This window comes from Wenzhouxiangella sp. YN1 (assembly GCF_056324145.1).
The window spans coordinates 65,842-78,245 of the sequence record NZ_JBJNIO010000148.1; the positions used below are offsets into that span (position 1 = coordinate 65,842).

The 12,404-nt window shown below is 64.5% G+C and carries 9 protein-coding genes; 6 read left to right on the forward strand and 3 right to left on the reverse strand.

Translation table 11 applies throughout. The annotated features are described in order from the left end of the window. Nucleotide 1: 1 nt before the first annotated feature. Nucleotides 2–1,177, forward strand: coding sequence for an L-lactate dehydrogenase (locus ACEWQZ_RS09110; protein WP_476482776.1), 1,176 nt, complete (start codon nucleotides 2–4; stop codon nucleotides 1,175–1,177). Nucleotides 1,178–1,193: 16 nt separating this feature from the next. Beyond that, nucleotides 1,194–2,855 (forward strand): acetolactate synthase large subunit, encoded by a 1,662-nt coding sequence (locus tag ACEWQZ_RS09115; RefSeq protein ID WP_476482777.1) that lies wholly within the window; start codon nucleotides 1,194–1,196, stop codon nucleotides 2,853–2,855. 7 nt (nucleotides 2,856–2,862) lie between these two features. Here ACEWQZ_RS09115 and ACEWQZ_RS09120 read toward each other — a convergent pair whose 3' ends face one another. Further along, on the reverse strand, nucleotides 2,863–4,107 hold the full coding sequence (locus ACEWQZ_RS09120; protein WP_476482778.1) for a serine hydrolase domain-containing protein: 1,245 nt from the start codon (nucleotides 4,105–4,107) through the stop codon (nucleotides 2,863–2,865). Between the two features lie 61 nt (nucleotides 4,108–4,168). Then, complete coding sequence (locus ACEWQZ_RS09125; RefSeq protein ID WP_476482779.1) at nucleotides 4,169–5,389, reverse strand: RNA-guided endonuclease InsQ/TnpB family protein; 1,221 nt, start codon at nucleotides 5,387–5,389, stop codon at nucleotides 4,169–4,171. Between the two features lie 190 nt (nucleotides 5,390–5,579). On the opposite strand from ACEWQZ_RS09125, the gene ACEWQZ_RS09130 reads away from it, so the two are divergent. Next, nucleotides 5,580–6,935 carry an MFS transporter gene (locus ACEWQZ_RS09130; protein ID WP_476482780.1) on the forward strand — a complete coding sequence of 452 codons (1,356 nt, stop codon included), beginning with the start codon at nucleotides 5,580–5,582 and terminating at the stop codon, nucleotides 6,933–6,935. A 159-nt stretch (nucleotides 6,936–7,094) separates the two neighbouring features. Continuing rightward, the gene (locus ACEWQZ_RS09135) at nucleotides 7,095–8,759 is read left to right on the forward strand and encodes a BCCT family transporter (RefSeq protein WP_476482781.1); all 1,665 of its coding nucleotides are present in this window, start codon (nucleotides 7,095–7,097) and stop codon (nucleotides 8,757–8,759) included. 743 nt (nucleotides 8,760–9,502) lie between these two features. Here ACEWQZ_RS09135 and ACEWQZ_RS09140 read toward each other — a convergent pair. After that, nucleotides 9,503–9,874 carry a hypothetical protein gene (locus ACEWQZ_RS09140; RefSeq protein WP_476482782.1) on the reverse strand — a complete coding sequence of 124 codons (372 nt, stop codon included), beginning with the start codon at nucleotides 9,872–9,874 and terminating at the stop codon, nucleotides 9,503–9,505. Nucleotides 9,875–10,148: 274 nt separating this feature from the next. Here ACEWQZ_RS09140 and ACEWQZ_RS09145 point away from each other — a divergent pair, with 274 nt between their 5' ends. Beyond that, nucleotides 10,149–11,333, forward strand: coding sequence for a CaiB/BaiF CoA transferase family protein (locus tag ACEWQZ_RS09145; protein WP_476482783.1), 1,185 nt, complete (start codon nucleotides 10,149–10,151; stop codon nucleotides 11,331–11,333). A gap of 264 nt (nucleotides 11,334–11,597) precedes the next feature. Next, entirely contained in the window at nucleotides 11,598–12,359 is a 762-nt protein-coding gene (locus ACEWQZ_RS09150) for a class I SAM-dependent methyltransferase (protein WP_476482784.1), read from the forward strand. Nucleotides 12,360–12,404: the final 45 nt, after the last annotated feature.

A 12,404-nucleotide genomic window follows, 5' to 3' on the forward strand; every position in this document is an offset into this window, starting at 1 on the left:
CATGCCGATGTCCCGACATCCGGCATTTCCGGTCACGGCCGAGGATTATCGACGGCTGGCGAAAAAGCGCCTGCCGCGCTTCCTGTTCGACTACCTCGACGGCGGCGCTGGCGAAGAGAAGACGGCGGCCGCCAATCTCGCCGGCCTCGACGCCCTCCGTCTGCGCCAGCGCGTATTGGTCGACGTCGACGGCCTCGACACCACAACAACCTTGTTCGGCCAGCCCTGGCGGATGCCGCTGGCCCTGGCCCCGGCCGGGCTGGCCGGCATGATGGCCCGGCGCGGCGAGGTCCAGGCCGCGCGCGCGGCAGAAACCGCGGGCGTGCCCATGACCGCCTCGACCGTCGGCATCTGCTCGCTTGATGAACTGCAAGCCGCGGTGGAAAAGCCGGTCTGGTTCCAGCTCTACATGCTGCGCGATCGCGGCGCGGTCGAAGCCCTGCTGGAAAATGCCCGTCAGGCCGGCTGCAAGACCCTGGTCTTTACCGTCGACCTGCCGCTGCCGGGCATGCGCCACCGCGACGCCCGCAACGGCCTGGGCCTGCCCGGCGCACGGGCAAAGCGGGTGCGCGCCGCCCAGGCGCTCGCCCGCCCGCGCTGGCTGTGGGACGTGGCCGTTCGCGGCCGCCCGCACACCTTCGGCTGCCTCACCGACCAGGTGCCCGATGCCCGCGATCTCGACGCCTTCAAGGCCTGGGTCGATGGCCAGTTCGACCCGGGCGTGACCTGGGACGACATCGCCTGGCTGCGCGAGCGATGGGACGGCACGCTGATCCTCAAGGGCATCATGGAGGTCGATGACGCGCGCCGCGCGGTCGAGGCCGGGGCCGACGGCATCGTCGTGTCCAACCACGGCGGCCGCCAGCTCGACTCGGCGGCCGCCACCGCCGACAAGCTGCCGGCGATTGCCGCGGCGGCGGGCGAAGACACCACCGTGTTGGTCGACGGCGGCATCCGCAGCGGTGTCGACATCTTCAAGGCCCTGGCCCTGGGCGCGCACGGCGCTCTCATCGGCCGGGCGTGGATGTGGGCGCTGGCGGCGCAGGGACAGCGCGGCGTGGAAAATCTGCTCGCGACACTCCAGCATGAACTCATGCTGACCATGACGCTCACCGGCACGAACAGCGTGAGCGAAATCGGCCGGCAGCAGCTCGACCGCCTGCCGGAAAACAATTGACCTGCAAGGAAGATCCATGACCAACGGTGCACAAGCCCTGATCCGGACCCTGGCCGATGCCGGCGTCGAAGTCTGCTTCTCCAACCCCGGCACCAGCGAAATGCATTTTGTCGCCGCGCTCGACAGCGAGCCGCGCATGCGCGCCGTGCTTGCCCTGTTCGAGGGCGTGGCCACCGGCGCGGCCGACGGCTACGCGCGCATGAGCGGCAAGCCGGCCGCCACCCTGCTGCATCTGGGCTCGGGCCTGGGCAACGGCCTGGCCAATCTGCACAACGCGCGCAAAGGCAAGACGCCGGTGGTCAACATCGTCGGCGATCACGCCACCTGGCACACCCAGTACGACGCCCAGCTCCAGTCCGATATCGAAACGGTGGCGCGCAACGTCTCGCCGGAATTCGTGCGCACATCGAAAACTACCGCCGAGCTGTGCCGCGACGCCGTCGACGCCATTGCCGCGGCCAAGGGCCCGCCCGGGCGGGTTGCCACGCTGATCCTGCCGGCCGACGTGTCCTGGGGCGAAGGCGGGCAGCCGAGCCCGCCGCCGAGCGAGCCCGAAGTGCAGGCCGCCGATGATGCAACCGTCGAGGCCATCGCCGATCTGGTAAAAAGCGGCAAGCGCTGCGCCATCCTGCTTGGCGGACGGGCCCTGCGCGAAGGCCCGATCATGGACGCCGCGCGCGTGGCCAGAAAGCACGGCGTGCAGCTGTTCGCCGAATGCTTTCCCACGCGCATGGAGCGCGGCGCCGGCCTGCCGCCGATCGACCGCATCGCCTATCTGGGCGAGCTGGTCGGCGTGCAGCTCGGCGAGGTCGAGCACCTGATCCTGGTCGACGCCAAATCGCCGGTGTCGTTCTTCGCCTATCCCGGCAAGCCCAGCGATCTGGTGCCCGAGGGCTGCAGCGTGCATACCCTGGCCAAGCCCGACCAGGACGCCGCCGCCAGCCTGAAAAAACTGGCCCGCGCGCTCGAGGCCGAAGACGAGGAACCCGAACTGCAGCCGCTGGCCCGCCCCGGCCGCCCGCGCGGCAAGCTGACCGCGCCGAAAGTCTGCAAGGCCGTCGGCGAGCTCATGCCCGAGAACGCCATCATCGTCGACGAGGCCATTACCTCCGGCCTGATGCTGCCGGCCATGACGGCCGGCGCGCCGCGCCACGACCTGCTGGCGCTGACCGGCGGCGCCATCGGCCAGGGCCTGCCCAGCGCCACGGGTGCGGCCATCGCCTGCCCCGAGCGACCCGTGATCGCGCTGATCGGCGAAGGCACGGCCATGTACACCATCCAGGCGCTGTGGACGATGGCGCGAGAGGAGCTGAACGTTACGGTCATCATCTTCAACAACGCCGCCTATTCGGTGCTCAACATGGAGCTGCAGCGCGTGGGCAGCGATACCGCCGGCGGCCCCAAGGCGCGCTCGCAGCTCGAGCTGACGGGTGCGGATCTGAACTTCGTCCACCTGGCCGAAGGGATGGGCGTGCCGGGACGGCGCGCGAAGACGTCCGAGGAATTCTGTCAGGCCCTGGAGCACGCCCTGGCCGAGCCCGGACCGCACCTGATAGAAGCCATCGTGCCCGAGTCCCTGGGCGGCACCAAGCGCCGGATTCTCCCCTGGCTGCTGCGCTCGCTGCCCAACCTGTCGCCGAGAATGCAGCGGGCACTGAAAAAGAAGATCGCGCCTTAGCGGGCTACTAATCATCCTGCCACTCATCGACGAACACGGCAGCGTGTTCGTCGACTGATCGCTTGACGGCCTGGACAAAGCGGCGGCGTTCGGCGACCAGCGCATCGCTTCCGGCCTCCGGCCAGGCAGCGATCTGGGCGATGACCAGCTGGCGCGCGGGGTCAATATGCACCAACTGGCCGAAGATGCCGGCGGCCTGATAGCTGCCGTCGGCGTTGATCCACCACAAATAGCCGTAGCCCTGATCGCCGTCGTCGCCGGACTCGTCAACGGGCTGGAGCAGGCGGGTGGCGTCATCGTGCCAGGCCCCGGCGACGACCGGTTCGCCGTTGAGCTCGGCGCCATCGAGCATGAACTGCCCCAGCCGGGCGTAGTCGGAAAGCGTGGCCGACAGGCCGCTGCCGCCGATGGTGCTGCCGTCGCATTCGTCGGCCAGCCACCAGGCCTCGTGCGCCATGCCGAAAGGCCGCCAGACGCTGCCGGAGAGATACTCGGCCAGTGACATCCCCGTGGCCTGCTCGATCAGGATGCCGAGCAGGTCGGTCTCGCCGGTGCTGTAGTTGAAGCGGGTGCCGGCCGGCCGGGTGCGCGGCAGATCCTTCATGTAGGTGACGATATGAGCCTCGTCGCGCTCGCAGGGCTGCATGTACATCTGCGCCACGTCGGAGTCGGCATCGGCATAGTCCTCGTCCCATCGGACGCCGGAGGTCATGGTCAGCAGCTCGCGCACCGTGACCTGGGCGTATTCGCTGTCGGCGAGCGCGGGAATATAGTCGGCCAGCGGATCGTCCAGGCTGTCGACGTGGCCCTCGTCGAGCGCGACGCCCAGCAGCAGCGAGGTAATCGACTTGGCCACCGAAAACGAGGTCCACAGCGTGCTCTCGTCGACGCCGGGGGCGTATTCCTCCAGATGAATCCGGCCATCGACGAGCACCATCACGCCGGCGATGTGGTTGGCCGCCATGTAATCGGTCACGGAGGTGTCGTCTTGCCAGCGCGGCGTCAGCGCCTGTCCCGCCGGCAGTTCATGCACACGATCGCCGCTGGCCACGCGGTGGCTGGGAAAGATCTCGTGCATCTTCCGGAAGCGCTCGTCGCGCTGCTGCTGGCTCCAGAACAGCAGGCCTTCCAGGCGCTGGCCCATGGTGAGCTCGTCGGAAGAGGTGCTATCGGGCTGCGGCTGGGCCGCACAGGCAGCCACGATCAGGCCGGCCAGGATCAACGACAACCAACGCAGTGGTCTGCTTGACATGCTTGCTCTCCCTGATGCTTGACATCCTCCCCGGCATGAATGCCGGAGATTCCTACGGCGCTCAGGCGCGGCATTGAGCCTTGCCTGAGTCGCTTCGGTGGGTTCCTGCTGCTGGCGACATTGGTGCATCGCTCACTTCACAGGCGCAACGGGCATGTCCTGCCCTGAGAACATTGACGGCCGCGACCTCATCGGCATGGCCCTCGAAGCCGCATTCGACGCAGGCGAACCGCTCTTGCGTCCGGCGGTTGTCGGCCGAGACGTGGCCACACGCCGGGCAGGTCCGGCTGGTGTTGTGCGGCGGTACGGCGATGAGCCAGCCGCCGTTCCACGCCAGCTTGTAGCCCAGTTGGCGGCGGAACTCGAACCAGCCCTGATCGAGGATGGACCTGTTCAGGCCGGACTTGGCCCGAACGCTCTTGCCCGGCTGCTCGGTGCTGGAGGCCGCCGACTTGGACATATTCCGCACCTGCAAGTCCTCGATACACACCATCGCGTGGTTTTGGCTGATCGTGGTCGTGGCTTTGTGCAGGTAGTCGCGGCGGGCATTGCCGATGCGGGCATGGATACGCTGGACACGGGCTTTTGCCTTCTTCCAGTTGTTGCTGAATTTGCTTTTACGGCTCATCGCTCGCTGCGCTTTGCGCAATGCAGTCTCGTGCCGCTTGAGACTGTTGAGTGGTGCGTAAAACGTGCCGTCCGACAGCGTGGCGAAGCGGGCAATTCCCATGTCGATGCCGATCGCCCCGCCGTGCGGAATGGGCCGCTCGACCTCACGTTCGGTCTGGATCGAGATAAACCAGCGGCCACCGGACTGACTGACGGTGACATTGCGCAGCTCGCCCAGTAGGTCCCGGCTGTTGCGATAGCGCAGCCAGCCGAGCTTGGGCAGGAAGACGCGGCTGTTGCCCTGATCGAGCTTGATCTGCTTCGGGTCGGGATAACGGAAGCGCTCACCGCGACCCTTTTTCCGGAATCGCGGAAAGCGGGCCCGGCCGGCGAAGAAGTTGGTGTAGGCGCGCTCGAGGTCTTTGAGGGCCTGCTGCAAGGGGTGGACGGGTGCATTCATCAGCCAGGGTGTTTCCGCGCTATTCCGCCAGGCGGTGAGCTCTTTGCACAGACCGGTGTAGCCGAGCTTCTTCCCCCTGGCCTGGTAGCGCTCCTTCTGAAGCGCCAACGCCCGGTTGTAGACGAACCGGCACGACCCGGCGAAGCGGCGCATTTGCTGCTCCTGTTCGCCGTTGGGGCGTAGCTCGTATTTGAAGGCCTGAAGTCGCTGCATGGAGGCAGTCTATATCAAGGTTTTCTCAAAGCCTGAGAACGCGGGCGCTATCCTTCCCCGCCCTGAAGAGACGGGGCTTGCCGCGCCACTGGGTCAAAGATGTCGCTCAATGATAGCGCCAGGCCGGCCTTTTCCACGTACCATTGGCTGCTTTCGTTTTCGAACTTTTCAAACAATCGGCGGCAGAGCTGTGGGCAAATCAACCATTCCCGGATCGACCGGGCAAACACCGCCTGAGGGCAATCACAGGAACACGACCTCCGCCAGCGACGCCATCCCGTCGGGCGGGCAGTCGCTGCGCGCCTGGGTAGTCTATGCGGTCGGGGTGTTTGCCTACATCGTTGCCGTCATGCAGCGCACCACTCTAGGTGTGGCCGGGGTAGCCGCCACCGATCGCTTCGAGGTCGACGCCGCACTGCTCTCGTCGCTGGGCGTGCTGCAGCTGGCCATCTATGCCGTCATGCAGATTCCCGTCGGCATTCTGATCGACCGCATCGGCTCGCGCCGGCTGCTGATCGGCGGCACCGCCATCATGCTCGTCGGCCAGGCCCTGGTCGGCTTTGCCCCCGACATCGTGCTGGCGGTGTGCGGGCGCATTCTCGTAGGCGCCGGTGATGCCATGATATTTGCCTCGCTGGTGCGGCTCACGGCGGCGTGGTTTTCAGGATCCATCCTGTCGTCGCTGTTCCAGTGGATCGGCAGCCTGGGCCAGATCGGTCAGATTCTTTCCGCGGTGCCGTTCGCCTGGCTGCTCAACCAGTCGGGCTGGACCACCGCTTTCCTGAGCGCGGCGTCCTGTTCGGTGATTGCCCTGATCGTGCTGATCATCGGCATTCCCGCCGGCACGCCCCAGGGCGCGTTGACGCGCTCGAACCGCCCGCCCGAGCGCGCGCTGGCGCTGCTGGGCCAGGCCATTTCCGAACCCGGCACCCGGCTGGGCTTCTGGACCACCTGGACGGCGCAGGCCTCGGGCTTCATGTTCATGCTGATGTGGGGCTATCCCTTCATGGTCTATGGTCTTGGGCACGGGCCCGACCTGGCCGCCTACCTGCTGGTCATCGTGGTGGTCACCGGCGCCGTGGCCGGCCCGCTGCTCGGCCTTTTTTCCGCCCGCTTCCCGACCGCCCGCAACCGTCTGATCCTGAGCGTCGTCAGCGGCTACGGGCTGATCTGGACGCTGCTGCTCGCCTGGCCCGGCCAGCCGCCCTTCTGGCTTCTGATCGTGCTGCTCATCGCCATGGGCGTGACCATTCCCAGCGGCGTGCTCGGCTTCGACCACGCGCTGTCAGGCAATCGGCCCGAAAGCCTGGGTTCGGCCAACGGCATCGTCAACATGGGCGGCTTTGTCCCGGCCGTGGCCCTGATCCTGATGATCGGGTTGATGCTCGACTGGCAGCAGCTGGCTGCCGGCACCACCGGCGCGCAGGCGCTGTACTCTCTGGGCCACTTCCGCATCGCCTTTCTGGTTCAGTACCCGGTCGCTCTGATCGGCGTCTGGTTTCTATTGCGCACGCATCGACAATTGCACAACCACGAGCCGACCTGAGCATCACTGCAGCTTGCTCGAGCGGAAGCGTTCGCGGCACAGTCGCGGGCCGTTCATCCCCGGGAATGCTCTTGGACTTGCGGAAACAGGGCGTTTAAACTGCGCGCATGCGGGGTGGGTGCTGTGACTCCTGATCCGCCACGACATGAGGGAGTTCGCATGTTGGACCGTCTGGCCAAACGACTGAAGCTGCGCACCAGCCCCGATATCTTCTTCTGGTCCGCCGGGCTGATGGTGCTGTTCCTGATCCTGCTGCTGATCTTCCCCGGTCCGATCGGCGCCAGCTTTGCCGCCGCCAGGGCCTGGGTGGTGACCAACCTGGGCTGGTTCTTCATCGTCGGGGTGTCGATCTGGCTGATCTTCCTGGTCGGCGCTGCCGCGAGCAAATACGGCAGCCTGCGCCTGGGCGGAGCCGACGCCCGGCCGGAGTACAGCAACATGTCGTGGTTCGCGATGCTGTTCGCCGGCGGCATCGGCACGGTCCTGATGTTCTGGGGGGTGGCCGAGCCGATGTCCCACTTCTCGAACCCGCCGCTGTCGGGGGTGGAGCCCTACAGCGTGGAGGCGGCCAACGACGCGATGGGCTTCGCGATCTATCACCTGGGCCTGCACACCTGGGCGATCTTCACCCTCCCGGGCCTGGCGTTCGGCTACTTCATCTACCGCTACGATCTGCCGATGCGCGTCAGCTCGGTGTTCTACCCTTTCCTCGAGGACCGGATCTACGGCCCCATCGGCAAGACCATCGACATCTTCGCCGTGCTGGGGACGCTGTTCGGCCTGGCCGTTTCCCTCGGCCTGGGCACCCAGCAGGTGTCGGCCGGGTTGAGCGAGCTCACTGGCCTGACCGACAACACCGGCCTGCGCCTTGTCATCATCACCGTGCTGACAATCACGGCCGTATGCTCGATCGTCGTCGGCCTGGACAAGGGCGTGAAACGGCTATCCGACATCAACATCCTCATGGCCATCGGACTGATGCTGTTCGTGCTGTTCTTCGGGGAGACCGTCTTTCTGCTGCGCAGCATCGTCGAGACGGTCGGCATCTATGCCTCCCGCCTGCCCGGTCTGATGTTCTGGAATGATTCGATGGCACCCTACACCAGCCCCGACGGATGGGGCTGGCAGGGTCAATGGACCGTTTTTTACTGGACCTGGACGGTCACCTGGTCGCCCTTCATGGGCGTATTCCTCGCCCGCATCTCCAAGGGCCGCACCGTCCGGCAGTTCATCGCGGGCGTGCTGGCGGCACCCTCGGCCTTCACCCTCGTGTGGTTCGCCATCTTCGGCTGGTCGGCCATGCGCATCGACGGCATCGGCGGCGACGGCGGCGCGCTCGCGGCTGCAGTCAACGAAAGCGTACCGCTGGCGATGTTCGCGTTCTTCGAGAACTTCCCCGCCGCGACCCTCACCCAGGGACTGGCCGTAGTCATCGCCGCGCTGTTCTTCGCCACCTCCTCCGACTCTGCCTCGCTGGTCGTCGACATGCTCTGCGCCGGTGACGCGGATGCGGGTCCGACGCGCCAGCGGGTTTTCTGGGGCGCCTCCGAGGGCATCCTGGCCGCCGCGCTGATCTGGCTGGGAGGCGCTGAGGCACTGACGGCACTGCAGGCGGTAATCACCGTGATCGGGCTACCCATCTTCCTCATGGTCTTCGTGATGATGTTCGCCCTGATCAAGGGGTTCGCCTCGGAGAGCAAAGCGCTCAAGACCGCCTGGGCTTCCGGCGACCTCACCACGACCGAACCTCCGATGGAGCGAGACGACTTCGATATCAATACCGGTGAGGAGCACCGCGTCAGAGAGAGCAAGCTGCGCGACTGAAAGGGTCGCCGAGCGACGACTGGATCTGCCGAGCCAATAACAATCGCTGCCGCCAGGCATGTATGGGCAACGCTGCCGCTCTCCTGCATGGCCTGAAGAACAAGAACTCGCGTTCCATCGTCACAATAGAAGATGCAGCACGGCGGCATGACTCGTTCTCTATAGACGGCATCGGACCGCTCGGGGAAAGTGCTCCGGATTGGGAACATTCTTCCAGGCGTTCGGTTTTATCGAACCGGACCAAGCGCAATCTTGCAGTCGCTTGCCCGCGAAACGGGGCACAGCAGGCAGGTGTCCGAGGAGTGATAAACCCAGGTTTCGCTCGGCTCCGACTTTCCTGGCCAGGACGCACAGGCTGCCCTCATCTTGTCAGCATGTCCCAACGGCCTGAGCAGCGCCAAGACCTTGCGGTAACGCGCGATGAGGTTACCGTCCGGATCAATGACTGGAGTAGTGTTATAAAGCTTGCCGTCCTTTTTTCTCGTAGAGTGAGCCGGGTTTCAATCAACCGCGCAACTGCGACTGATCACAGCCGTATCGGCCAGCAAACCTGATCGTCATACCAGCGCAACTGGTCGCCATCAATGACCACCCATAAACCATAGGCTTCTGCATAAGCCCAGCGCTGCCACTGACGATACCAGCGCCCCTTCCCCCACCATCGGCCGCGATCAGAGTCATCGTCAGCCTGACCAGCCACACCTCGCATCCGGCCATCGGCAAGAATCCAGAGCGTGCACGGATCACCATGAACCGTGTTGTATACAAGCACCGTACCGGACATGGCCTGCCGGAGTGCCGCGGCGGGGGCTCAACAGGATCAGCCCCAGAGAGTGGGCGCGCTGCAACACAGCCTGCGTAGCTGCAGGATCACCCTTGCTGCTGTTACGGGACTCCAGCAGATCAAGCGCCAGCATGGAGCCCTTGCCGCGTATATTGCCAATCGGACGCAGGTCGTCGCGCCGGGCGCGAACCTCAAGACCAATTTTCAAGGCGCGGTCTACAAGACCTTCGCTCTCGATGCCTGCCTTGCTGACAAAGACCGGCATGGCCGTAGCCAGCCCGCGCGGAAGTGCCGCCATGCGACGCTTGTGAAGATCCGTATTGGTGGTCATGTTTTCCAGCTCCGAAAGTATTTGAACTCGATGTCCGTGTTGCTCACCCGGCCGTCCAGCTGGTCGCGGCTTGCTGCATCGTTGCTGCAGACAAATCACAGCAGCAGCGCAAACGCTGGCCGGCCACGGGAAGCGAATGAGTCCAGTGTGCAGGCCAGATTGCGTTGCCCATAGCGCCAGATGCGCATGACCATTAGAGCCAGACCGGCCTTCGATTTGCCCGCTACGTTCTCAAGCTGCCAGAATGCCATCAGACCTACTGGAAAGACATGCAATGCGAGACGAATCGTCGCCCTTGGCAGGCTTGAAGGTCATTGAACTGGCTCGTATTCTGGCCGGGCCATGGATTGGCCAGACGCTGGCCGACCTGGGTGCCGAGGTAATCAAGGTGGAGTCGCCAGCCGGCGACGATACCCGCCGCTGGGGGCCACCTGATATTGCCCTTTCTGGCGGGAAAGGAAGCGATGCCGCCTATTTCCACAGCTGCAATCGCGGCAAGAAATCCATCGTGGCTGACTTCAACAATCCGGACGATCTTGAAGTGCTGCGCCAACTTGTTGCCGACGCTGACGTGTTGGTTGAAAACTTCAGGGTCGGAAGCCTCGCCCGCTTCGGACTGGACTACCCCACGCTGCAAGAGCTCAACCCCGGGCTGGTCTACTGCTCCATCACCGGCTTCGGCCAAGACGGCCCGTATGCCCAACGCGCCGGCTATGACGCCATTATCCAGGCCATGAGTGGGCTGATGTCCATTACCGGCGACGCTGGCGGGCCGCCAGTAAAAGTTGGCGTGGCCATCGCGGATATTCTGTCAGGCCTGTACGGCGTCATCGGTATTCAAGCAGCGCTGACGCAGCGAAAAAGAACCGGTCGTGGACAACAGATTGATATTTCGCTGATGGACTGCATGCTGGCCTCGCTGGCCAACCAGAACCTCAACTACCTGGTCTCCGGCCAGTCGTCTGGCAGGCTGGGTACGGCACACCCCAATATCGTGCCGTATCAGGTCTTTGCCACGGCCGACGGCTACATCATGCTGGCGGTTGGCAACGATGCCCAGTTCGATCGCCTGTGCCAGGTTCTGGAGCGGCCCGAAATCGCCAGCAACAGCCGCTTTGCCACCAACGCCGCGCGGGTGCGCCACCGTGAGGAGCTGATACATCTTCTGGAGCAGGTCTTTGCCGAACGGGAGCGCGACTTGCTGCTCCACCAGCTGGAACAAGAGCTGATTCCGGCCGGCCCGGTCAATACGCTGGCTGAAGCCTTCGAAGATCCCCAGGTGCGCCACCGCCAGCTGCAACTGGATCTTGCCGCACCCCACCTTGAAGATGGCCGTGCGCCCGGCGTGCGCACCCCGATCGTGTTTTCCGACTCAAGTCTGAGCACGGAGCGGGCAGCTCCCTACACCGGCCAGGACACCCGGCAAATCCGCGCTCGCCTGAACCTGAAGGACCGGTAATTCCCAATTGCTTTTCTGGTTCAGTACCCGATCGCTCTGATCTGCTTCTGGCTTCCATTGCGCACGCACCGGCAACTACAGCTACAGGCGCAAAAGCGCAGCTGAGTACAATTCACATTGCAGTCGGCCAGCAGTCCTGCGGTTTACCCCGCCACTCACCCTGCCGACTGCGGACGCGGCGCGGCAGCATGATCCGCTGTCCATCTACAGAATCGGAGAACTCGGGAGGACTTCATCAAAACACGCCGCTTGATCACCGCAGCGATGAACACCCTGACCGGCAAGGCGCTTGGCGGCTGGTGCCCCGTGTGCAACAAGCGCAGCGTCTTTATTCCCGTCGGGTCATGGTATCGAGAAGACCTGAAGTGCATTCGCTGCCGCTCATCGGCTCGCCAGCGCGCGCTGGCTCACTTCCTTCAGACTCGACTCGAGACCAGACAAGACGCTCGCGTGCTGGAAGTGGCGCCGGTAGAGCACGTCGCCCGGCAATTTCGCCGGCGGTTCGAGTTTTATGAAACAACCCACTATTTCCCAAGTGCGAAACCGGGCACAACCATCAGGGGCTACCGCAACGAAAACCTGGAATACCTGACCTATCCGGACGAGCAGTTCGATCTGGTTATTACCCAGGACGTGCTCGAGCACGTCGCGAATCCGGCAAGCGCCTTCCGGGAAATCGCCCGCGTCCTTCGCCCCGGAGGCCGCCATGTATTCACGATCCCCTGGTATCCCGCCGCGAAGACGAGAACGCGGGCATACGAACAACAGGGACGCATCGTGCACGTGCTTGAACCGGAGCACCATGGAAACCCCGTTGACCCGGAGGGTTCGCTTGTCTTCACCGACTTCGGGGGCGATCTGCCGGAGATGATATCGAGCGTCACCGGCATGCAGACCCGGCATTGCAGCGACCAGGCAAGGGAGTCTGGAATCATTGGCGATTCCGTGATCGTCTTCTGCAGTCAGAAACGGCCCGATCATCCGCTCGCCGGCCAGACAGACAAGGGCCCGGCAAGCCACGAATAGCAGATTTCCTACAGGCCATGGCGCGGTCGACCCATTTCATCGCTG